The following is a 22,255-nucleotide window of genomic DNA, read 5'->3' as shown; positions in this document are numbered from 1 at the left end:
GTCAGCCACCGCTTTGAGATGTTCTTGTAGCTTTTCTCGTTCTTCGGAGTTTAAGTTCATTTTGAAATTTTTTAGATATATCTACTCATATTATTTTACCATGATTTTTGTGTTTTTACGAAAGTGAGATGCACCCGATCGTGGGTAACGACCCATCCGTCTTTTGTGAGAGCAACCTTGACTGTCTTGACTGTATCGTGATAGACATCCTTGGCTGACATACAGAGTAGAATTCAGCGTCGATCGGCTCAATTTTATTGTATAGCAATCCTACTTGACTACGAGGTTTGCGTCGATTGGGTCGATCGCTACGGAATCGATATCGGACGTGCAAACGGAACGGTTCCCCAACCGGAGGAAGAGGAAACAGTAACGTATGAAGACTTTTTCTATATGCTCGATCGCAGTCTCGATGTCATCGTCGAACTGATAGAAACCCTTCACCCCGACACGCGATAAGCGGTGCGTTACGGCGAGGTCAAAATTTTGGGTCACGACCTATCATTTATCGACGCTGCAACACATCAGCCTTGTTCGATCGCATCCCCAAAACCACTAATCCCAAATCCGTTGTAACTTGAGTACAAACCCCGGTAAAATCGCCTCTCCCGACAACGTACTTGGATTTTCCAAAACTTCAACCGATCGACCTGCACGATAAATTTCAACTCTCCTATTTTGCGGATCGATTAACCAACCTAACTGCGTACCATTTTCCATATACTCTTGCATCTTGGCACGTAGATCTTTAATACGATCTGTTTCCGAACGCAGTTCGATTACAAAATCAGGACAAAGCGGTGCAAACCCCTTTCTCTGCTCGGGTGTCAGAGCCTCCCACCGCTCTTTACACACCCAAGAAGCATCTGGCGATCGATTGGCCCCGTTGGGTAACTCGAATCCAGTTGAGGAGTCAAAATATTCTCCAAGTCCCTCGTTGGCTTCACCCCAAACTCCAAGTTGAGTGATAATTTTCGCATTTCGTTTGCCCGATTCGCTACCCGTTGGTGGATTCACAATGAGATGTCCGGTGGCTGTACGCTCGAGTCTCAGATCTCGATTGGCCGCAGCTAAAGCAGCAAACTGCTCCGGTGTTACCGTTAGATCGATTTCATGGGGGAGTTGGAGCAAGAGGAGTTTATGTTGAGGAGGAGCTTGCATGGTTATCGCGATCGCCGATGAATCTATATTCAGTATGGCAAAATCGAGATCGAACCCAGACAAATCGCTTTTACGATCGCGGGAATCTTCCCCCCTCGCTCCACCAGTCCGTTGAAGAGCGATCGCCTGGAGGAGTCGCATCGAGGTCGAGTTGTTCCGAGGCTTCCACCGAACGCATCCACCCACGCCACACGGTGGTTCAGTATAATTAGCACATCTTAAATACGAAAAATATATTCACAACGTCGCCATCGTGAGGAAACTATGTCAAAAGCTCGAGTGGGTTTGCTGTTCGGAGGTCGTTCGGGAGAACATGAAGTTTCGATTTATTCAGCCAGAGCGATCGCCAACGCTTTCGCCACCGACGACAACGCCACTCGCTACGACGTAATTCCATTTTATATTGGGAAAGACGGACGCTGGCATCGACCCGAAATTGCCCGACAGGTGCTAGACTCGGCGCAACCGCTGAGTGAGGAAAGCGACGACAAAGCGCAATTGTGGCAGTTTCCTCCTCAAGTGACGGAGGTTGATGTTTGGTTTCCCGTCCTCCACGGACCCAATGGCGAAGACGGAACCGTTCAAGGTTTGCTGCAATTGATGCGGGTTCCTTATGTGGGTTCGGGGGTTCTCGGCTCGGCGGTGTCGATGGACAAGTTGGCGATGAAGTCGGCTTTCGCGCAGGCGGGTTTACCGCAAGTTCGGTATTGCGAAATCCTGCGATCGCAAATTTGGTCGAATCCCTGCGTGTTTCCCAAACTCTGCGACGATATTGAAGAAAGTTTGAACTATCCCTGTTTCGTGAAACCGGCGAATTTGGGATCGTCGGTGGGGATTTCTAAGGTGCGATCGCGCGACGAGTTAGAATCGGCTTTAGATAGCGCCGCCAGTTTCGATCGCCGCATCATTGTCGAAGCGGGTATCGCTAACGCTAGGGAAGTCGAATGTGCGGTTCTCGGAAACGACAATCCGAAAGCCTCAGTCGTCGGCGAAATTACCTTCGACAGCGACTTTTACGATTACGAAACTAAATATACCGAAGGACGCGCCGAGTTGTTAATTCCCGCGCCGCTTCCGGAAACGGTGTCTCGTCGAATTCGCGATTTGGCGATCGAAGCTTTTCTCGCGGTTGATGCGGCGGGATTGGCGCGAGTGGATTTCTTCTACGCCGAAGACACGGGAGAAATTTACCTCAACGAGATTAACACGCTCCCCGGTTTCACGGCCACGAGTATGTATCCCCAACTCTGGAACGCCACGGGAATTCCGTTTTCTGAGTTAGTCCGTCAGCTCGTACAATTGGCGATCGAACGTCAATCTTAGAATAATGAGAACCTATCGTGATTTTTTGATTCGGGATTGGACGCCAGGCGATCGCGATTCGGCTTCCCGCGTCATCGCCACGGTGTTAGCGGAGTACGGCTTACCCTGGGAACCGGACGATAGCGATCGCGATTCCATTGAAGTCGAACGATTCTATCAAAATACCGGAGGTGCGTTTTGGGTCGTCGAACGCCACGGCGAAATTGTGGGAACGGCGGGATTTTACCCGATTTCTCGCGGCGATCGCGCCGTCGAACTCCGTAAAATGTACCTGCACCCCTCGGCTCGCGGCGTCGGATTGGGTAAATTTCTCCTTAAAGCAATCGAAACGGACATCGCCAACTGGGGATTCAAACAGATTTGGATTGAAACCGCCAGCGTTCTCGCTGAAGCAGTTAGGTTATACCAGAAATTCGGCTATCAACCGGCGACGGAAGTGGAAACACCACGCTGCGATCGCGCCTATGTGAAAACCCTCACCAACGCCGTCTCCTCGGAAGTTTAGGAATCCTATCGCCGGGACGCGATTCACCACAGAGACACAGAGAACACAGAGAATACAGAGGTTTAGGACGTTTTTCCGAAAGAACTCAAAAAAAACGGTTCGCTCTTGCAAACGAACCGTCTCCGTTTGTTCTATCCCAAAACTTGTCTGAAAGAACCCCGTTCCACTGTTGCGATCGAAACGAGAAACTCAATCTAACGAACCCAACCGGAACGCCACGACGCCAGCATTCTGACTGAGTGGGTTAACGGACGCCAACGGTTTGACCTTGACGTTCTGGATTTCTATCTTGAAACCACGATGTTTCTTCCAACATCGGTAAAGCTACAGCTCCACCGAGTAGAAGGCTGATGAGCGTTAGCTTAAGCCAGTCAGCAGATGGACTCGTATACGTAGAATTCCCTTTCATGACTCTTCCCTATATCCCATTGAGGACGCCAACGACGTCAATTTCAGCAATTCAGTCGTTAACCCTCCTCTCTCTTCAAAGCGGGTAGCAGTGACGCCTGAATGACAGATCGAACCGCCTGCCGCGCTTGAGTCGTGTTGCCTAGTGGATTTCTTTACGTAGAAATACGTAAATCTCTTTACTAGCTAGATTAGCTGAGAGAGATAGCTCTGTCAAGATTATTTTATGAAAAGCGCTCTTTACTGTTTTGTATCAAAAGTGGCTTTATACGATTTTTCAACCCTCTTCAATTGATTCTTGGGGTTTTTATAATTCAATCTAATTAAAATCTTAAAAATTGATTAAAATTTCTGGTATCGTAAAATCACGGAAGCCAAAGTGTCGGAAGCGCCCTTTGACCGAACGATCGCTCGCGTCTTTCTCACTTCATTCTACGCAAAACCTCGCAAGTCGTGCGAGTGGACGCACGGAACGGAGACCGCTCGGGGATGCCGGAACCTGATATGGTAGCGATCGCCCTACTATCGACGTTGCCCGATCGAACGCTGTGAAGTTTCCCCTCTCCAACAACTCGAGCGATCGCCTCGAATCTCTCAAAGCAGGCGTTCTCTGCGCGATCGCCGTGACTCTGACCCACCTTCCCCTGGCGTACACCACCCAAACCGACGCGATCGATCTCCTGTTGCGGATGGCGATCGTCGCCTTCAGTGGCGTTCTCTTCGGAATGACCTACCGCTACGCCGTACGTCGCGATCGTAACTCCCACCTCAAATCCGGTGTCGTTCTCGCCTTTGGGTTCGTGCGCGGTTTAGCTCAAATCGAAAACGCCATCGATCCCAGAGCGATCGAACTGTCCCTATTTCTCTATCCCCTCGAAAGCTTGGGACTCTTCGCGATCGCCGGACTCCTTCTCGACATCGCCCTCCAACGCCGTTGGATCGAACCGATGGGATGATGGGACGATAATGATGGGGCAGTGCGTGACGCGGTAACAGTTCATCGAGCGGATTTCAGTCAAATTTTCCGGCTGCGTCACATAGATTATTCATCACCAATATGGAACTGCAACTCGAAAACGTCACCCTCACTGCATCCCTCGGAACGAAGACCCTCCTCGAAGATATCTCCTTCGAGGTCGATCGCGGCGATCGCGTTGCGCTGGTCGGCCCTTCAGGAGCGGGGAAATCCCTACTGTTGCGGCTTCTCAACCGCCTCAGCGATCCGAGTCGGGGAACGGTGCGCTTTCGCGATCGCGATATCGGCGAGATTCCCGTTCTCGAACTGCGGCGTCAAATCGTCCTGGTTCTGCAAGAATCGAAACTGCTCGAGATGACCGTCGCCGAGGCGATCGCCTATCCCCTGCAACTACGCGGAACGAGCAAACCCCAAATCCAACAACGCGTCGATACCTGGTGTCAGCGACTCCACATCCCGAGCGACTGGATGGGTAAAACAGAGTTACAACTCTCGGTCGGCCAGCGTCAACTGGTGGCGATCGCTCGCGCCTTAGTCACCGAACCCGCCGTTCTCCTCCTCGACGAACCCACATCAGCCCTCGATGTCGGTCGCACGCACACCCTTTTACAAATCCTCGCCGACATTGCTTCCCAGCTCGAGATCGCGATTATCATGGCGAACCACCAACTCGACACGGCGAAATCCTTCGCCAATCGTCTCCTCTATCTCGAACGAGGAAAACTGTTACAGGATCTCGACGCCGCAACCGCCGACTGGGACGAGATTCACCGCAGACTTCTCGAGGCCGAACGTCAAGTGGCGAAAGAATGGGGTGATGAGGTGATGGGGTGATGGGGATCTCGAGAAAGCTTAAAATAATTGCCAATCGTGCGATCGCAACAGCTTTAACTGTTCCAACCGCTGCGTAAAATAACTGTCGTCGAGACGGCTGTAGTTATGAAACGCCGCGTTCGTCAGCGCGATCGCCCAACTCCAAAAATGCGCCGCTTGCGTCAGCGGTTGCAACATCTCCACTTCCTTCTCTGCAAGTGGGGAAACGCTTTGATACCCTTCTAAAAACCCGTTGCGAATCCCTCTGCTAATTCCCGTCCGCAAGGCAATATGTAGGAATTTCGCCAGATCGAAGGCTCGCCAACCGTAGCCGCATTGATCGAAATCGAACAGCGTCACGCCGCCGTCTGGGGTAAAATGCGCGTTACCGCTGTGGGGGTCGCCCCAACACACCACCCAGTACGGCTCGGTTTTCGGTAACGCCTGCAAACAGGATTTGCTGTGGGCGATCGCCTCGTTGAGATAGTCGAGATCTCGAGGGCGATGTTGTAAAAACGGCGAAATCGTCTCGAACGAGCGATCGAATAAATATTCTTCGCACAAATCGTCTCGACGAAACGGCGTTTGAAACGACAGCGAGGCGCAGTGCAACTTGGCTAAAATTTCCCCTAACTGGCGACTTTGAGCGACGTTGAGATCTCCGAGCGGAACTTCACCGTCAGCATAAACGAACAACGCGGCGTACCGCTGACCTTCAGGAGCGTTAATCGTTACCGCAATTTGGTTGTCTGTCGTTTGCAACGGATGAGCGACGGGCAATCCTTGCTGTCGGAAAAAGTCGAGCAAATTTAATTCAAAATAAATATCGGCGGCCGAGCGCCAGTGATGGTGAGACACTCGCAAAATGTAGGGGCGTTTTTCGGTTTTGACCAAGTAAACGTCGCTCAAACCCCGATGCCAAAAGCAGCAAGACACCACTGGAGCGATGGCGTATTGCGATAGCACCTGCGACACGAGCGCCTCAACGGACAACGTTGAATAAATTGTAGGAAACACACCGGAAACAGGTTTGGAATGCTGGTTTCGGAACACAGAAATATCGCGCGATCGCCTTTCTCGAGGACTTCGATCGACTGGCATCGTCTCACCTATTGGAGTTACCATAGCCCTTACCCTTTATCTTTACACTTTTTCTAGAAGCCTCCCGATCCCCTCGTTCGCATTCAACTGCGATCTCCGCCCACCTCACCCCCTCCATTTGTCAAAATTTCAAGACATTGGAGATCGACGGGTTGTCTGAGTGCGATCGCCTCCTTCGATCGAACAGATCGACAATTTTAATAGGTCGATTTTAGACCGTTAGCTGCCCGAACGTTCGACTTGTAGCGTGTATTTGTCAAAATTTATTAAAATTTTCGAGACGCTCGCAATTCTTGACTTAAAACTGTTCGTTTTTTTACAGTTTCGGATCGCGTTTTATGTTTTATAATGGTTAGGCGCATTATCAAAAATCTCAGCCCAAGCGATCGCGTTCCCGAAAATCTGTGGAATTCTCCGATACAATGACACCGGTTAAGCGAGTTCCACCGAGGACAAGACGATCTCGAATTCCCTCCCCACCCCCTTCAACAGCAGCGAAATCCAGCAGCTACGGCGATCGCTCCTCAACTGGTACGATCGCCATGGTCGCGATCTGCCCTGGAGACGGGAACCGACGCCCTATCGCGTCTGGATTTCCGAGATCGTGCTGCAACAAACCCAAGTCAAAACCGCTCTTCCCTACTTCGATCGCTTGTTGCAGCGGTTCCCCAATATTGAAACCCTCGCCAACGCCGACATCCAGCACGTGTTAAAAGCGTGGCAAGGATTGGGATATTACGCCCGCGCCCGCAACCTGCACCGCGCCGCCCAACACATCCGCGATCGACACGACGGCGAATTTCCCCAGCACTACGACGACGTCATCGCTCTCCCCGGAATCGGACGCAGTACCGCAGGCGGAATCCTCAGTGGCGCATTTAACCAACCCGTCGCCATTCTCGACGGAAACGTCAAACGCGTCTTAGCGCGACTGACAGCCTTACCCGTTCCCCCCTCAAAAGCCGTAAAATCCCTGTGGGCGCTATCGGAAACCCTACTCGATCGCCAACGTCCTCGGGACTTCAACCAAGCGTTTATGGACTTAGGGGCGACCCTTTGCACCCCCAAAAATCCCGCCTGTCTGCTGTGTCCCTGGCGCGAATCCTGTCAAGCGTACAACTTAGATCTGCAATCGGAACTTCCCATGCGCGAAACCCGCAATCCCATCCCCCACAAACACATCGGCGTCGCCGTCATCGTCCGCGAAGACGGAAAAATCCTGATCGATCGTCGTCCCGCCAAAGGGCTACTCGGCGGAATGTGGGAATTTCCCGGCGGAAAAATCGAACCCGACGAATCCGTCACCGACTGTATTCGCCGCGAAATCAAAGAAGAACTCGACATCGACATCGAAGTGGGCGAGCATATCATCACTGTCGAACACGCCTATACTCACTTCAAAGTTTCTCTCAACGTCTACCACTGTCGTCACCTTTCCGGCGATCCCCAACCCCTCGAATGCGACGAAATTCGCTGGGTGACGCTGGACGAACTCGACGAGTATCCTTTTCCCAAAGCCAACGTTAAAATCATCGAAGCCTTGCGTCAGACGGTGAAGAGTCAAGAGTGAAGAGTTGACTACTCCTGAGCAAAGTCCAACCTACTTCAGACTCATACTTTTTAAAAAAGTGAGATGCACCCTTCCTGAAAACTGGTAAGTTTGGGAGTATAAGCGCATCCGGTAAGTGTCCGTTTCATCTCGACGATCGCTTCAATCAACGGCTTTTATCGACAAACTAATTCGCTTCAATTTTTCGTTGACTTCCAACACTTTCACTTTTACCACTTCCCCAACTTTGACCACCGTATTCGGATCTTTAACGAAACGATTGGCGAGCTGAGAAATATGAACTAAGCCGTCTTGATGAACGCCGATATCCACGAACGCGCCGAAATTCGTAACGTTCGTAACTACACCTTCTAAGATCGTGCCTTCTTTTAAATCCGACAGTTCGTTAATTCCCTCTTTAAAGGTTGCATAAACAAACTCGTCGCGGGGATCGCGTCCCGGTTTTTCCAATTCAGCTAAAATATCGCGCAGTGTCGGTTCGCCAACGCGGTCGGTAGCGTATTTTTTGAGATCGATCGCCTTCAACCGTTTTGCGATCGCTTCCGGTCGTTCCAACGATACTCCTAAATCTTGGGCGATCGCCTCCACGACCTTGTAACTTTCCGGGTGAACCGCTGTATTGTCCAACGGATTCTTGCCATCGCGAATTCGTAAAAATCCCGCCGATAACTCAAAGGCTTTCGGACCCAATTTCGGCACTTTCAATAGTTGACGGCGGTTGGTAAACGCACCGTTTTTATCGCGATACGCCACAATATTGTTCGCTACCGACGCCGACAATCCCGACACCGACGTTAACAAGGCGTTGGAAGCGGTGTTGAGATCGACGCCGACGTAGTTCACGCAACTTTCGACGGTTTCGTCGAGTTTCTGTTTGAGTAACTTTTGGTCTACATCGTGTTGGTATTGTCCCACGCCGATGGATTTGGGATCGATTTTCACCAACTCCGCCAGGGGATCTTGTAACCGCCGTGCGATGCTAATCGCCCCCCTCACAGTCACATCGAGATCGGGAAATTCCGCGATCGCCACCTCACTGGCTGAATACACCGACGCACCGGATTCGTTCACCATGACTTTAACCGGGGGATTTTCCAACCCTTTCAGCACCTCGCCGACGAAGCGATCGGTTTCTCGGCTGGCGGTTCCGTTTCCGATCGCGATAAGTTCGATACGGTGGCGTCGAATCAACTGCGTCAGGGTTTTCGCCGCCGCTTCTCGTTTGGCTTGGGATTGGTGGGGGAAAATCGCTTGGTATTCGAGGAATTTTCCCGTATCGTCGAGGGCGGCGACTTTGCATCCCGTGCGGAAGCCCGGATCGACTCCCAGCGTCGGTTTTCGCCCCGCCGGTGCAGCCAGTAACAACGCCCGCAGGTTGGCTTCAAAGGTTTTGACGGAGGCTTCGTCGGCTTGGGTTTTCACTTCGGCGAGAACGCCGTTGACGATCGAAGGTTTGAGGAGACGGGTGTAAGCGTCTTTGACGAGATGTTGGTAAAACTGACGCAGCGATCGCTCGCGAGCCTGAATTATCCGCGATTCGAGATGGGCTAAAACGCGATCGTCGTCGGCGGTGAGTTTCACGTCTAAAATCCCTTCCCGTTCCCCGCGCAACAGGGCTAAAACGTTGTGAGGGGCGATTTTACGAACGGAAATTTGGTAATCGCGATAGGTTTCGTATTTGGTGGTTCCTTCGGGATAGTCTTTTTTAACGCGAGCGGTAAACATCCCGTCTTTGAGGAAGATGTCTCGCAGGTGCGATCGCAGTTCGGCGTCTTCGGAGACGGCTTCGGCGAGAATGTCCGACGCTCCGTTTAACGCGTCTTCAGCGGTGGCGATTTTTTGGTCTGGGTTGAGGTATTTTTCGGCTTCTGCGTACAGATCGATCTGGCGACTTTGGGGCGTATTGCAGGCTGCGATCGCCCTCGCCAGGGGTTCTAAGCCCCGTTCTCGAGCGATCGTCGCGCGGGTGCGGCGTTTGGGGCGATAGGGAAGATAGAGATCTTCGAGTTCGGTTTTTTGAGAACACTCGAGAATCTTGTCGCGCAACTCGTCTGTCAGTTTTCCTTGGCGATCGATCTCCTCGAGAATCGTCGTTTTGCGATCGTCGAGTTCCTTTAAATACGTCGCGCGATCGAACAGTTCCCGCAACTGCACCTCTGTCATTTCCCCAGTGCGTTCCTTCCGATACCGGGCGATAAACGGAACCGTCGCCCCCTCGTTCCACAGTTCGAGGGCGTTTTGAACCTGGGAACGCGATAGGGACAATTCCTCGGCGAGACGGTTAGTAATATCGGGCGATCGAGAGGGCAGTGCAGTCATGGACGAACGGACGAAAACAAACAGAACAGATTTACAAAAAAGGGAGCAAAGCCCACGTCTTTTAAGCGTGGGACGAACGCGTTGAAGCTTAAAAGCTTCGACGCTACAATTCTACTTGTTGAGGCACAGGTAGTTAACCTCTTTAAAAACCTGGCATCGAAAGATGAGAACCGATGATTACTGAAGTTATGGGGTTCCACGCGGAAAATAGCTCGCGTGGGTAAAAGCTTCAAGCGTCAAGCACGGAGATTCAAGATTTTTGACTCCACTGTACGGTAGGGCATACCGGAACAGGCTCTCTGGAATGGGAGCGAACGCGCCGGCGTGATATCGACCTCTGGACATTTGACTCGGAAGTCAAATGTGTAAGTCGGATCTTTGAACCAAGAATCCCACGAATTGAATTCGTGGGAGTGTCAATCGTAAATTCTACCGTCTGGCAGCGTGACACCCGTTAAGTTCGCCCCCGTGAGTTTGACGAGGAGGCGGTTTCCCGTTCCCACCTTCGCCCCGGTTAAATCCGCCCCCGTCAGATCGGCACCGCTTAAATCGGCACCGATGAGGTTGGTATCTCGCAAGATAGCGTAACTGAGATCGGCTTCGAGGAGGTTGGCACGAAATAAGTTCGCTCCCCACAGGTTCGCTCCAGCCAGGTTGACACGGTGCATGAAGGCGTCGCTGAGATTGGCTTCGACGAGATTCGCGCCTTCGAGGTTGCGCCCGGATAAGTCTTTTTCTCGCAAGTTCGCCCCATGTAAGTCGGCGTTGCAGTAGTCGCGGGTGTGGGGGCGTCGGTAGCCGCGATGATGGTGGTGATGGTGATGGTGGTGGTGATGGTGGTGGTGATGGCGATGGCGATCGTCGTCGTAATGGGGCGGCGGTTGAGGCGATTTCGGCGGTGACGCGGACGATCGCGCTCCGTTCCGGTGTCCGTTTTGACTGCCGTTTCGGTGTAGGGAACGCAGGCGATCGCGGGCGTTGTTGATCGATTTTAAGGTTTCTTGGGCTTTATGTTGGAGCCGCGAGTTATCCCCAGGAATGCGATCGGGATGCCAGACGAATGCCAAGTCTCTGTAGGCGCGATCGATCTCCTCGAGCGAAGCGCCCGGTTCTAGCCCCAACACTCGATAGTATTGCTCTAGATGTTCCATCGCCAGCGTCTCTTCTGGATATAGAGCGATTATATCGAATCTGTAAATTTAACCCGCCCAGGCTGTTTGAGTTTCAGTCTGGGCGGGCATGGTTTTGTTATGAACTAGCCCTATTATGGGAACGGCGGCTAGTGACTTTAAACAGATGTGCTTAGCACTTTCTATAGGTTTAGACTACCGCAATACTACGGAAATATTCAATTAATTAAACTTTTCTTTAGATTTACACATACTCGTTTACATTTCCTACCCACGAGTATATCTCCCTAACCTCCCGATCGACAAATCCAACTGCTGATGAACCAGGAATCCAATACCGCTGCGTCGCCGCAGAAAAACGAGTCTACCGTAGAGAAGGCAGAGGTTTCGAGCCAAACGAGCCAGAGTCGGTCGGCATCTCCGACACCTTCGCCAGCGGCCGATGAAGTTGCCGTGCGATCGCAAACCTTATCTTTCGTACAACGTTACCCGAGCGCCATCGTCTTAGGTTCGATCGTCATCGCGATCGTGGGACTCGCATTCGACAGTCTCTGGCTGGCCTTGACGGGATCGCTCGCGAGTTTGCTGGTGTCGTTGGTGTTGTTGCTACCGAGTTGGACGAAACTGTGGACGCACCTCGTTCCCGAACCTTGGCGCAAACTCATTATCGCCATTTTAGGGTTACTCGCCGCCGCCACGGGATTGTTGATGCTGAGTACCTCCAATCAACAAGGAGCTCGCGCCATTCAAATCAACTGGGACGCCGTCGGCGCCCTCGGGGAAATCGTCGGGGCGTTAGGACAGATCGCGATCGCCATCCTCGCGGTATACGTGGCGTGGCAGCAGTACGTGATTTCGCGGGATCTGACGATTCAACAAAACCGCATCACCCAACAACAAACCATCGACGCTTATTTTCAAGGGGTTTCCGACTTAACCCTCAACGACGAAGGGTTGCTCGAAGACTGGCCGCAAGAACGCGCGATCGCCGAAGGACGTACCGCCGCCATTCTCAGCAGCGTCGATGCAGCCGGAAAAGCCAAAATTATACGATTTCTATCCCAATCTCGATTGTTGACGCCGTTGAAGCGCGATCGCCGGTTGGGGCGTCCGATTCTCGACGGCACGGGCGGTTACGCCGAAGATCGCGCCTACGGAACCCGAGTTATCGATTTAGGGGTCATGTTGGCAGCAGCCAACTTAGAACACACCGATCTACGCTGGACAGATCTCAGCGATGCGAACATGGTACGAGCGAATTTGAGTCACAGCGATTTAGTCAAAGCGAACCTCGCGCGATCGATCTTGTACGAAGCCAATTTAGCCGGGGTGGACTTAAAAGGAACCCGTTTGTTTTACGGAACCGCCGAACGTGCCACGCCCCGCAGTCGCACCGATCCGCCGAACTATCAAACTGGAGAATACACGGGCGCAGTCGTCGAAGATGCCGATTTTACCGACGTACAGCGGATGTCCGACGCCCAGCGATACTACTGTTGCGCCTGGGGAGGCGAAAAAACCCGTAAAACCATTCCCGGTGGCTGTGAAGGAATTCCCAATCGTTTGGGAAGATGAAGACAGGGAAGAGTGAAGAGTGGTAGGGTGCGTGTTTATCAGTGAAGAGTGCAGAGGGCAGAGTGTAGAGTGGGAATTCCTCTTTAACTCTTCACTCTACACTCTTAACTCTTCCCTGAAAGAGGCGCACCGCCAACGTACACCGCCAACAGACTTGTTCCCTTGTCTCAAATCGTTTGCGCGACGGCACAGTTTCGACCTCGAGCTTTCGCTTCGTAAAGGGCGCGATCGGAGGCGGCGACGAGTAACTCTGGCAGACGAGCGAAAACGGGAATTTGAGTCGCGACGCCCAGACTCAAGGTGACGCGATCGCTCACGCGAGAGGTGGCATGGGGAATCGCGAGTTTCCAGACTTCCTCTCGAATTGCCCGCGCGACTTTTAGCGCTCCGTTGGCGTGCGTGTTGGGTAAAACGACCGCAAACTCCTCGCCGCCATAGCGAGCGACTAAATCTGCCGGACGTTTCACAGAGCGACGCATGGCCTGGGCGATTTGCTTCAAACACACATCTCCCGTTGGATGGCCGTAGGTGTCGTTAAAGCGCTTGAAATCATCGACATCGCACAAAATTAACGATAGGGGTTGTCGTTCGCGAGCCATTCGCTGCCATTCGTGGTTTAAGTATTCGTCGAACCGTCGGCGGTTGGCGATTTGGGTCAAGCTGTCTGAGGTGGCGATGTGATGGAGCTGTCGGTTGGCCGTTTCGAGGGCGGCTTCAGCACGTTTGCGCTCGGTAATATCGTGGAGTATCGCTAACAAACACTCTTGTCCGCGTAGGTCGACCGTTTCAGTCGAAAACAGAGCGGTTCTTTTATCGCGGTTTTTCGTCCGAAACTTCAGTTCGTAGTTATTGGCAACCTCCCGACGGGTCAGGAGTGCGAGCAGTTCCAATCGCGATCGCCGACTGCCCCACAATTCGATCTCGTCAACCGCGCGATCGACGATTTCTTCGCGACTGTAGCCCGTGATTTTGAGAAAACTTTGGTTGACCTCGAGGTATTTCTCATCCTCTAACGAGACGATGGCGATCGGACTCGGACTGACGCGAAATATCTTGGCAAATTTTTCTTCGGAGCGCTGTAACTGTTCGGCCCGTTCGGCCACCTTTTGTTCGAGAGTTCGAGCGTACTCTTCTAACTGTCGGTGCGACAATCTTAGGTTTTTCCACAGTACGTAACTCGTTCCGGTTACGGCAGAGCCGGTAACGGCCAACAGCGGTGCGACGACGGGAACCCACCACCCCATGAGAAACGCCCCGTAGGAAACGGCTACCAGAATGCCGCCGAGTAGCAGGATACTGGCGGCCGTCCATCGTTTGCGGAGGCAGGTCGAGCCTAAAGCCGCACTGCACCCCGACCAGCCTAAAATCCACAGCCATTCGAGGGGATCGGGCCAAACGCGAATCAGGGTACGACCGTCCAAGGCCGCACTCACGAGCTGACTGGCGATATGGGCGTGGATTTCGAGTCCGTAGAGGGCGGTAAAATCGTCGGTACTGTAAGGATTGTAAAAAGCATCTTCGAGGCTCGAGGCTGTCGGTCCGATCAAGACAATGCGATCGCGCAGCAGGTCGGGAGGAACGCGGTTTTCGAGAACCTCCGTCATCGAGATCGTCTCGAAACTTCCCGAAGGACCGCGAAAATTCAATAAAATTTGATAGCCTCCATCGTCGGCGCGGACGTAACCCCCATCGTTCGACTGAAACGGTGTAAAGATCGCCTTTCCCAAACGATACTGCCGTTTTGCCATATCGAGCGTTTCTAACGTAACGCCCTCCGCTTTCAGATAAGTTAACGCCAACTGCGCGCCAAAACTCAACCGCGTCGGGCGACCCTTGGGGCGAACGGCCAATAGGGCGCGGCGTATTTTGCCGTCAGCATCCGAGACGAGATCGGAAACGCCGACGCGATCGCGTTGACGGAGAAGGGGGGGAGCGGCAACGGCATTGCCGTTAACTTTTTCGATGCCGATGAGGGTCGGCGTCGTTTGTATCGTGTCGAGCCATTCTTCGTGTCCGGGGGGAACGGGCAAGTCGCGATACAGATCGAGACCGATCGCTCGCGGTTGCTGTTGTTTTATGTTGGCGATCGCGCGGGCAAGCTGGGCGTCAGATACCGGCCACTGTTGGAATTCGGTGATGTCGGCCTCGTTAATGCCCACGATGACGATACGGGAATCGACCGGCTCGAGGGGGCGCAAGCGGAAAAAGCGATCGAGGGCTGCCCACTCTAACAGTTGAAGCCCCCCGGTAAAATTGCACCCGATGACGACTGCCGCGACGCTCGGAGCGATGACGAGAACGTCTGCCCATCGCCGAACGGCTTGCTGGAGCGTTGACCACATGGCTGGGTTGTGTAGTGGGGTTAGGGGGTAGAGCGAGTTCTCAAGGGTTCTGTGGCGAGTTCTGCCAAACCGATCGACTCGAGTAGGTGTTCCCATTCCCGACGCACGTTCGGGTCGTTGGGTCGAGCTTGTTGGAGTTCTGCGAGGATCGCGAGGGTATCGAACCACAGTCCCTCTGCGGCATAGGTCGCGGCGAGTGCGATCGACGCCTCTGTCTCGGGAAGAGCGAGGCTCGAGTCCGCTTCGATGCGTTCGACCCAACCGGCCACGGCCGGATCGTCGTAGCGAGCTTCTTCGCGACAGGTGACGGCGATCGTCCACTGGTATCGCCGACCGACTTCGAGGTCGGGGGCTTCGTCGGGAAACGCGAACTGATAAATCCCTGGGGCGTCGGCGACGGGCAGGTCGTCGTCGTAAAAGTACAGGTTTCCGTCTTCGTCTTCGAGCTTTAAACGAACCGATCGTGCCTGGGTGGGCGGGAGGTAGGCAAAGAGAGCCGGACGAGCGTTGACGGTTAAGCCTTGGAGCGTTTCGGGAACGAGCAGCGTGAGAAAGCTGTTCCCGTTCGAGTCGGCTGTACCGGCAAAGCAATCTCGGTTACCGCCACTGCGATTTCCGCTCGGTTGGCCGCTTCCTGGGGGCGGCTCGAAGTTGACAATGGGGATCGGTCTGCCAGTTGGGTCGCTCGAATCGGATGTGGGTTGCGATCGCACTGGGGTTCCACTGCTAACTACGATTGCGAGTTCTAGAATCGAGGCGATCGCCAACGTTATTCGAGGGCGGAGACCATCGAACCAAGTCATCACAAAGTCCTCTGGTAAATTGAAATCGTTCTGGGTTTTTGCTATTTCTAGAGGATACCGATTTCGGTATATAAATGCGAAAAATTCTCATTGCAAGTTTGTTTTCACGTTCATTGTCGCCCGATTGCTTCCTTAACAGAACGCTTGCAATTGAATCTTATTTAAATTTTTACAATTTTGAAGATTTCGAGATTTAAATCTTTTTAAAATCTTTAAAGACGTTTAAATCTATTTGAAATTGTGACTTTTAGTAACCCTTAACAGCGAGGAAATCTCGTCTATTTTCAGAGCTTGTGTTACTTGTCTTAACACTCAAAAAACAGTTCGAGACCAATTTCCAACAATGACAAAAGCAGACCAATAAAAAGGATGCTGGTATTGAGACTGGCGTAACAGCGCGAGCTGCGACTGTCGGAGTGCTTCAGCTTTGCTCGTCCCGTTTTGAATGAATTCTCGATAAAAGCGTCCGACGAGCATCGCCGTCGAACGATCGTTGACCGACCACAAGGTCGCTAACGTACTGCGAACGCCCGATCGCACGGCCAGTCCCGCCAGTCCCAACGCTGCGAGATCGTCTCCCGAAGCGGTTTGACAAGCACTGAGAACGAGCAAGTCGATGGGAGTCGCCACTTCAAAAGTGCGAGATTGCAGCACGCTTCCCAGCTCTCTAACGTCGATTTTGTCGTCCCAGGTGAGAACGAACGTTTCTTCAGGTTCGGAACTGAGCTGACCGTGAGTTGCCAAATGAACGATGGGAAACGAAGTCGTCCCGATCCGACGTTCGAGGTTCAATTCGGTAAATCGCTCGTTCAACAACGGTTCGGAGGTCGAGACCCCTTCCGATTCGATCTGGGCAAGTTCCAGGCTGACCCCCGGTAAGGCAGAAAATCCCTGACGGGCTTCCGTCAGTCCTCCCATCAAAACTTTCAATTGTTGGGAGTCTAGCGACTCAGACGGGAGCAGTTGCAAGCCGGGAGTCAAGGCGATACCGTACTGTTCGACGAGGTAGCGATCGCCGTCGTAAAGCGCCGCCATCGGCAGGTTTCGCAGCAGTCCGTCGAGAACGAACACCAAGGTTTCGATGTCGTGTCCGGCCAAGTCGGTTTCGGCCGGACGAATCAACCAGTCGTAAACCTGGCGGGAGAGTTGCAAACGCCATTGATTGGGATACGACGGGTTGAGAGAGGTTTGCATTTCCTTGAGAACCGCTTCGACCTCCGCTTGGGGAATCGGGGTGTCGTAGTAGCGCAGTGGCTCTCCGGGGATCGAAAGCATCACGGCGAGGCGATCGGGCAAAATAATCGGGTAGAACGCAGCGGCCGCCCGATCGATCTCGTCGATTTGCTGGGGATGTCCTTCCAAACAAGCTTCCCGAAAAAAGTTTTCGAGTTCGGCCAGTTGCATCGCTTCGAGGGTTTGCCGGGCCTGTTCGAGATCCGAACGACCGGCCTCGGGAACCAGCAGCAAATCTACCAACTCCCGATATACCGGTTCGACGCGATCGCGAAACCCGAATTGCAGTTCGGGCGTGGCCACGAGATCTTTGCGAAGGCGATTTAAAGTATTGACAGCTTCCGTATACGCCGCGATCGCCCCGGGGCGATCGTCGCGCTCCCGCAACAGACGTCCGGCCTGCCACTGCCATTGATAAGCCACTTCGGGGGCGTCGGCGGTTTCGGCCAGTACCAACGCCCGTTGTGTCAAGTCCAGTGCTTCCTGTAGTCGGTTCGTGCGTTCGTACGAGCGTGCCAACTCCCCAAGGGCGTAGGATTCAGCCCGTCGGTCGCGCAAGCTTCGGGCGTCTCGCACGGCAGTCGCCAACAGGTCGGCCGCTACGGCGGGAGGGGGCGCGTCCCCGAGACCGGCCGCCTGCCAGTCCATCAAACTGTGGGCGGCGTTCGTCCGCAACTCGACGGCCGTGCGATCGCTCGGCAACTGGGAAAATTGAGGTCGTACCTGTTGCCAAAAGGTACGCGCCCGTTCCCACTGTTCGGTCTCGATGGCGAAGCTGAGGCGATCGACCCCCACGAGAACCCGATCGCGCGGCGAGGAGGCCATGGCGTCGGCCCGATCGTACCAGTCGAAAGCCCGATCGCGATCGCCTCGAACGCGGGCAGTTCTAGCTAAACCTAAAAGAGCCGTGCGTTCGTGAGACGGGGACTGTATCCGTTCGGCGATCGCCAAGCTTTGCTGTAACGCAGTTTGCGATCGCTCCAACTCCCCGAGCGCCCGTAACGTATTCCCCAAATCGAGCAGTCCGGCCGCCTTCAGGGACGAGTCGGGTTGGTCCGAGAGCGATCGCTCTACTGCCTCGAGGATCTCTCGGGCGTGTCGATACTGTCCCAAGGCTCGGAAGGCCGTCGCGCGATCGACTTGAGTGCCGAGAACGCCTTCTTCGTCCCCTGCCTGACGATAGTACGCTTCGGCTTGCTGCCAGCTTTCGAGGGCGTCTGCGGCCTGTCCGCGTCCCAGTTGCAGGTGGCCTCGGGTGTTGAAGGTGCGGGCTGCCACCAATCGAGCATAGGTGGGTTGTTGGGAGGTCTCGTCTGTCAAAACCTCCGAAATCGAGGCGATCGCCTCGTCGATGGCGCGGTCGGCTCGCTCCGACTGTCCCAGTCGCTCGAAGGCCGAGGCCAGATAGCTCGACACTAAGGCGAGATCGAGACGGTCTCCCCGACGCTCGGCGGCGATCGCGGCCGCTTGCCAAACGGTGACGGCCTCGGCAAACTGACCGGCTCGATAGAGATCTCGACCTCGCTCGAGGCGATCGTCGCTCGCCAGTGGAGCAGTTTGCGCGATCGCTGGAGTCTCGGGGGATCGAAACTCGTCGGTACTCGTGGCGGGACGGGCGAAAACCAAGGCGATCGCCAAGCTGAAGAGCGCCAGTAACACGAGGCCGACTCTGCCCCGAGGCCAAAACCGACGCCAAATCGAGAGGAGGGGCGAAGTGTTACCGAACATAGCAGGATTGGGGACTCGACCCAAAGCGTGGAGAGGGAGAGGACGGGGGATCGGCCACGAGCATCACAGTGCCGTCGGCGGTCGTGATGCTACCGGTAGCTTCGATGAGGGGTTCGATTTCCGACGCGTCGAGGGGGCGTCCGGGTTCGGTTTCCCGAGGATCGAGCTGTTGGCTGAGTCGTTCTAAATCTCGCCAATCTTGCCAACCGAGATCGGTCGAAATCCCGTCTTGTGGGGCGGGCGGTAACCCTCCGCGCCCGGTCACGTGAAATTCGCTGTCGCGATCGATCGGACAGCGTCGGGCAATTAAGTTGTTAACGTCTACGACAGAGTCGGGAAGCTGAACTAATCCAACTGTGGTGTCGGCATCGGGGGTTTCGATTTGGACGATGCCGCTAAAGTCCGGCCCCAACTCTGAAGTGGCGGTGATGTCGCTCTCGGAGGTTTGGGAGTCCCGAAACTCGATGCCGAAGATCGCATCGGCACGGATTGCGACCCGTCCTCCGAAATTGGCGATCGCGTTGGCGGTGATATCGCTGTTGTCTAACGCGACGAGGGTGTTCGTCTCGATTTCGATGTTGCCTCCGGTGGCAATTCCTCGGGCGTTCGTGGTTATTTGACTGTTCCGACGCATTCGCAAGTCGTCGGAGGTGACGAAGACGTTACCGCGATCGCCGGCGTTGGCTTCGGCGGTGACGATGGCGCCATCTTCTAAGCGCAGGTCGGGAACCTCGAGGCGAACGTTTCCCGCCGCTCCTTGTCCGGGGGGCGCGAGGTTTTGACTTTGAAAGTTACTGACGCTGACGATCGCCCCCTCTGCCAGTCGTAGCGAGTCGGCCGTGACGTTCAGGTTGCCGCCGTTTCCCGTTCCGGCGATCGCGCTGGCAAAAAAACCGCTGCGACCGAATTCTGACGTGCCGATCGCTTCGATTTCGTTCGCGCGAACGGTCAAGGTTCCTGAATTTCCGAGATCTTCGGTACTGACGGCAATTTGAGCGCCACCGACGAGTTGCAGGCGATCGCTCTCAACGCGCAAGTTACCGCCGTCACCCATTGCTCCTTGTTCGACGGCGGCTAAAAAGCTACTGGGAAATCCGTTCGGGGACGTTCCCACCAGTTCCGTATTCGTTGCCCGAACCGCCAGTTCTCCCGCATTGCCTACCCCGAAGGTCAGCGTCGCGATCTGAGCGCCATCGGTCACGCGTAGGCGATCGGCTTCGACGATGATGTTGCCGCCGTTTCCCGTTGCCTCGGCCGCCACGTTTGAAAACAAGCCGCTCGGCAACCGACCATCTGCCGACGTGCGACTCAATGCGATGTCGCCTGCCGTCACGAGTACGGTTCCGGCATGACCCGAGCTGCGGGTCGTCGCTGCAATTTGCGCGCCATTCGTCACGTACAAGCGATCGGCTTCGACGATGATATTGCCCCCCCGGCCGGAGGCACCGGGTTCGACGTTCGTTAACAAACCGCTCGGCAATCGACCGTCTGCCGAAGTCTCGCTCAACTCGATCTCTGGCGCGATCGCGGTGATGGTTCCCGCATTACCGTCGCCAAAGGTCAGCGTTGCGATCTGAGCGCCATCGGCTACTCGCAAGCGATCGGTCTCGACCGTGATGTTGCCTCCGTTTCCCTCTGCACCCTCTTCGACGTTGACGAACGCGCCGCTCGAACTTCCGCTCGGGGAGGTTCCCTCGAGATTGATTTCGTCTGCTTGCAGGGTTAACGTTCCGGCATCTCCCAAGCCGAAGGTACTGCCTAAAATCCGCGCTCCGTTGTCGATCTGTAACCGATGGGTTTCGACGATGAGGGTTCCCCCGTTTCCCGAAGCGTCTGGTGCTACGGGAACGAACAGACCGCTCGGTCCGATGCCTCTAGCGCCACCGCTGAGAAGGATGTCTCGAGCCGTCACCGTCAACTGGCCGGCGTTTCCCGCGCTAAACGTGCCGCTCGAAATTTGCGCTCCGTCCGCCACGACCAAACGATCGGTTTCGATCGCTACCGTCCCCCCCCGGCCGGTGGAGTCGGGGAATCGCCCCACGTCTGTAGATAATCGGGTTGAAAAGAAGAATTCGGGAAAGGTTTCTGTTTCGGTCGGCGGTGGGGTAAAGCGCGAGGTTCCCCGGAGTTCGAGGGACTCCGAGGCAGTTATTTGTAACGTGCCTCCGTCGCCGTTGCCCAAGGTATCGGCAAGCAGAGTCGAACCGTCGGTGAGGGTAATGCGACGCCCCCGAACGGCGATCGCGCCGCCGCTGTTGCCACTGGTTTCGACGGAGGCGGCTTCGGACAAGGCGATATCTTGAAATTGACTGACGCCGTCGTACTTCACGCGAAAACCGGGATTCGTCGCGACGAGTTCGATAAAGCTCTCGCCGCCGAGACTGCCGAGTTCGATGCGTCCGTCTGCGGCGGTGAGGTTTCCCCCGGCGATCGCCACGTTACCCCCGAGCAATGCTAGGGTCTGACCGTCGGCGACGCGAAGTCCGTCCGGTCGAAAAACGCGAATGACGAACGGTCCGTCTAAAAAGACGTTGTTTCCCGAACCCCGAACGTCGATCTGGCCGGGATTTGCGCCGTATTGCAAGCCCAAGGGAACGCTGACGCTGAGCAGGGAAGAGGTCGTCTGAGGGGCGGTGGTGTCGAAGGTGCGACCGTCGCTGAAGTGAAGGCTCTCTGCGGTACTCCCGACAAACGAGCCGCCGATGTTTAAGGCCGCGTTCGGCCCGAACAGAATGCCGTTGGGATTGAGTAAAAAGAGATTGGCGCGGCCGTTGGCACGAATTAAACCGTCGATGCTGGAGACTCGTCCTCCGGTTACGCGACTAATGATGTTTTCGACGGCGAGGCTGTTGTTGAAAACGGCTTCCGACCCTGTAGGAACGGAAAACTGCTCGAAGCTGTGAAATAAGTTGTCTCCGGCGATCGTGCCTCCGTTAATGTCGAGGGTGTTACCGTTGACCGTTACCCTCGAATTTTGGGGCAGCGTGGTATCGGGGACAATTTGAGCCGAAGTCTGGTTCGGTAGAGTCGCGAAAAGGCTCGCGGTTGTTGCGATGGCAACAATGACACTGGGTCTGACCTGGGTTAAGCAAAACTGGGTTTGGGGTTTCATGCAACCTGTGAACTTCCGCTCTCTAAAACTTACTCAAACTTATTCATTTGATGTTTAGTTCCTAGCTTGGATCTTCCGAGACCTTTCCATCACTAGGCTTACACGGCCGAAGCTCTCCGCGTTTTCCAAATTAATTGCCGCATTTAAATCACGATC

18 protein-coding genes are annotated in these 22,255 nt (G+C 54.4%); 7 read left to right on the top strand and 11 right to left on the bottom strand.

From position 1 onward, the window contains the following. Nucleotides 1-95: 95 nt before the first annotated feature. Nucleotides 96-221 carry an element excision factor XisH family protein gene (locus tag POG22_RS16365; RefSeq protein ID WP_498906434.1) on the bottom strand — a complete coding sequence of 42 codons (126 nt, stop codon included), beginning with the start codon at nucleotides 219-221 and terminating at the stop codon, nucleotides 96-98. On the opposite strand from POG22_RS16365, the gene POG22_RS16360 reads away from it, so the two are divergent. Next, complete coding sequence (locus tag POG22_RS16360) at nucleotides 211-459, top strand: hypothetical protein (protein ID WP_498906432.1); 249 nt, start codon at nucleotides 211-213, stop codon at nucleotides 457-459. The genes POG22_RS16365 and POG22_RS16360 overlap by 11 nt on opposite strands. Before the next feature lie 96 nt (nucleotides 460-555). Here the strand turns inward: POG22_RS16360 and POG22_RS16355 are convergent, their stop codons facing one another. Together POG22_RS16355 and POG22_RS16350 are read right to left on the bottom strand one after the other, a co-directional pair. Further along, nucleotides 556-1,161, bottom strand: a complete 606-nt coding sequence (locus POG22_RS16355; RefSeq protein ID WP_498906431.1) for a Uma2 family endonuclease — start codon at nucleotides 1,159-1,161, stop codon at nucleotides 556-558. A 70-nt stretch (nucleotides 1,162-1,231) separates the two neighbouring features. Next, complete coding sequence (locus POG22_RS16350; protein ID WP_498906429.1) at nucleotides 1,232-1,354, bottom strand: hypothetical protein; 123 nt, start codon at nucleotides 1,352-1,354, stop codon at nucleotides 1,232-1,234. Between the two features lie 71 nt (nucleotides 1,355-1,425). Between POG22_RS16350 and POG22_RS16345 the strand changes: the two genes are divergently transcribed. Both POG22_RS16345 and POG22_RS16340 read left to right on the top strand, forming a co-directional pair. Then, nucleotides 1,426-2,484, top strand: a complete 1,059-nt coding sequence (locus tag POG22_RS16345) for a D-alanine--D-alanine ligase family protein (protein WP_063717047.1) — start codon at nucleotides 1,426-1,428, stop codon at nucleotides 2,482-2,484. A gap of 4 nt (nucleotides 2,485-2,488) precedes the next feature. Next, on the top strand, nucleotides 2,489-2,989 hold the full coding sequence (locus tag POG22_RS16340; protein ID WP_498906428.1) for a GNAT family N-acetyltransferase: 501 nt from the start codon (nucleotides 2,489-2,491) through the stop codon (nucleotides 2,987-2,989). A gap of 244 nt (nucleotides 2,990-3,233) precedes the next feature. On the opposite strand, the gene POG22_RS16335 is transcribed toward POG22_RS16340, so the two are convergent. Continuing rightward, entirely contained in the window at nucleotides 3,234-3,398 is a 165-nt protein-coding gene (locus POG22_RS16335; RefSeq protein ID WP_498906427.1) for a hypothetical protein, read from the bottom strand. 547 nt (nucleotides 3,399-3,945) lie between these two features. Here POG22_RS16335 and POG22_RS16330 point away from each other — a divergent pair. Both POG22_RS16330 and POG22_RS16325 read left to right on the top strand, forming a co-directional pair. Further along, the gene (locus tag POG22_RS16330) at nucleotides 3,946-4,353 is read left to right on the top strand and encodes a hypothetical protein (RefSeq protein WP_017659925.1); all 408 of its coding nucleotides are present in this window, start codon (nucleotides 3,946-3,948) and stop codon (nucleotides 4,351-4,353) included. Nucleotides 4,354-4,454: 101 nt separating this feature from the next. Further along, nucleotides 4,455-5,207 (top strand): ABC transporter ATP-binding protein, encoded by a 753-nt coding sequence (locus POG22_RS16325; protein ID WP_498906426.1) that lies wholly within the window; start codon nucleotides 4,455-4,457, stop codon nucleotides 5,205-5,207. 18 nt (nucleotides 5,208-5,225) lie between these two features. On the opposite strand, the gene POG22_RS16320 is transcribed toward POG22_RS16325, so the two are convergent. Then, nucleotides 5,226-6,287: a homoserine kinase gene (locus POG22_RS16320; RefSeq protein WP_498906425.1), complete on the bottom strand. Its 1,062-nt coding sequence runs from the start codon at nucleotides 6,285-6,287 to the stop codon at nucleotides 5,226-5,228. Nucleotides 6,288-6,747: 460 nt separating this feature from the next. Here POG22_RS16320 and mutY point away from each other — a divergent pair, with 460 nt between their 5' ends. Next, nucleotides 6,748-7,857, top strand: a complete 1,110-nt coding sequence (mutY, locus tag POG22_RS16315; protein WP_498906436.1) for an A/G-specific adenine glycosylase — start codon at nucleotides 6,748-6,750, stop codon at nucleotides 7,855-7,857. A gap of 141 nt (nucleotides 7,858-7,998) precedes the next feature. Here mutY and POG22_RS16310 read toward each other — a convergent pair whose 3' ends face one another. Together POG22_RS16310 and POG22_RS16305 are read right to left on the bottom strand one after the other, a co-directional pair. Continuing rightward, entirely contained in the window at nucleotides 7,999-10,176 is a 2,178-nt protein-coding gene (locus POG22_RS16310; RefSeq protein ID WP_498906424.1) for a Tex family protein, read from the bottom strand. A gap of 416 nt (nucleotides 10,177-10,592) precedes the next feature. Continuing rightward, nucleotides 10,593-11,327, bottom strand: a complete 735-nt coding sequence (locus POG22_RS16305) for a pentapeptide repeat-containing protein (RefSeq protein WP_498906422.1) — start codon at nucleotides 11,325-11,327, stop codon at nucleotides 10,593-10,595. A 297-nt stretch (nucleotides 11,328-11,624) separates the two neighbouring features. Here POG22_RS16305 and POG22_RS16300 point away from each other — a divergent pair, with 297 nt between their 5' ends. After that, nucleotides 11,625-12,881, top strand: coding sequence for a pentapeptide repeat-containing protein (locus POG22_RS16300; RefSeq protein ID WP_498906420.1), 1,257 nt, complete (start codon nucleotides 11,625-11,627; stop codon nucleotides 12,879-12,881). Between the two features lie 167 nt (nucleotides 12,882-13,048). On the opposite strand, the gene POG22_RS16295 is transcribed toward POG22_RS16300, so the two are convergent. The 4 genes from POG22_RS16295 to POG22_RS16280 all read right to left on the bottom strand — a co-directional run bounded on the left by POG22_RS16295 (nucleotide 13,049) and on the right by POG22_RS16280 (nucleotide 22,099). Continuing rightward, nucleotides 13,049-15,223, bottom strand: a complete 2,175-nt coding sequence (locus tag POG22_RS16295) for a CHASE2 domain-containing protein (RefSeq protein WP_498906418.1) — start codon at nucleotides 15,221-15,223, stop codon at nucleotides 13,049-13,051. 20 nt (nucleotides 15,224-15,243) lie between these two features. Further along, nucleotides 15,244-16,026, bottom strand: coding sequence for a DUF928 domain-containing protein (locus POG22_RS16290; RefSeq protein ID WP_498906417.1), 783 nt, complete (start codon nucleotides 16,024-16,026; stop codon nucleotides 15,244-15,246). A gap of 312 nt (nucleotides 16,027-16,338) precedes the next feature. After that, nucleotides 16,339-18,987 carry a CHAT domain-containing protein gene (locus POG22_RS16285; protein WP_498906415.1) on the bottom strand — a complete coding sequence of 883 codons (2,649 nt, stop codon included), beginning with the start codon at nucleotides 18,985-18,987 and terminating at the stop codon, nucleotides 16,339-16,341. Continuing rightward, on the bottom strand, nucleotides 18,977-22,099 hold the full coding sequence (locus POG22_RS16280; RefSeq protein ID WP_498906414.1) for a two-partner secretion domain-containing protein: 3,123 nt from the start codon (nucleotides 22,097-22,099) through the stop codon (nucleotides 18,977-18,979). Before POG22_RS16280 ends, POG22_RS16285 begins: the two co-directional genes overlap by 11 nt. Nucleotides 22,100-22,255: the final 156 nt, after the last annotated feature.

This window comes from Geitlerinema sp. CS-897, from assembly GCF_028368005.1.
Taxonomy (GTDB): Bacteria; Cyanobacteriota; Cyanobacteriia; order Cyanobacteriales; family Geitlerinemataceae; genus Baaleninema; species Baaleninema simplex.
This window is presented reverse-complemented; position numbering and strand designations above follow the sequence as displayed.

Coding starts and splice junctions, on each gene's coding strand:
- POG22_RS16365 (WP_498906434.1), bottom strand. CDS start 221: ATGTCAGCCAAGGATGTCTATCACGATACAGTCAAGACAGTCAAGGTT.
- POG22_RS16355 (WP_498906431.1), bottom strand. CDS start 1,161: ATGCAAGCTCCTCCTCAACATAAACTCCTCTTGCTCCAACTCCCCCAT.
- POG22_RS16345 (WP_063717047.1), top strand. CDS start 1,426: ATGTCAAAAGCTCGAGTGGGTTTGCTGTTCGGAGGTCGTTCGGGAGAA.
- POG22_RS16340 (WP_498906428.1), top strand. CDS start 2,489: ATGAGAACCTATCGTGATTTTTTGATTCGGGATTGGACGCCAGGCGAT.
- POG22_RS16335 (WP_498906427.1), bottom strand. CDS start 3,398: ATGAAAGGGAATTCTACGTATACGAGTCCATCTGCTGACTGGCTTAAG.
- POG22_RS16325 (WP_498906426.1), top strand. CDS start 4,455: ATGGAACTGCAACTCGAAAACGTCACCCTCACTGCATCCCTCGGAACG.
- POG22_RS16320 (WP_498906425.1), bottom strand. CDS start 6,287: ATGCCAGTCGATCGAAGTCCTCGAGAAAGGCGATCGCGCGATATTTCT.
- POG22_RS16310 (WP_498906424.1), bottom strand. CDS start 10,176: ATGACTGCACTGCCCTCTCGATCGCCCGATATTACTAACCGTCTCGCC.
- POG22_RS16305 (WP_498906422.1), bottom strand. CDS start 11,327: ATGGAACATCTAGAGCAATACTATCGAGTGTTGGGGCTAGAACCGGGC.
- POG22_RS16300 (WP_498906420.1), top strand. CDS start 11,625: ATGAACCAGGAATCCAATACCGCTGCGTCGCCGCAGAAAAACGAGTCT.
- POG22_RS16295 (WP_498906418.1), bottom strand. CDS start 15,223: ATGTGGTCAACGCTCCAGCAAGCCGTTCGGCGATGGGCAGACGTTCTC.
- POG22_RS16290 (WP_498906417.1), bottom strand. CDS start 16,026: ATGACTTGGTTCGATGGTCTCCGCCCTCGAATAACGTTGGCGATCGCC.
- POG22_RS16285 (WP_498906415.1), bottom strand. CDS start 18,987: ATGTTCGGTAACACTTCGCCCCTCCTCTCGATTTGGCGTCGGTTTTGG.
- POG22_RS16280 (WP_498906414.1), bottom strand. CDS start 22,099: ATGAAACCCCAAACCCAGTTTTGCTTAACCCAGGTCAGACCCAGTGTC.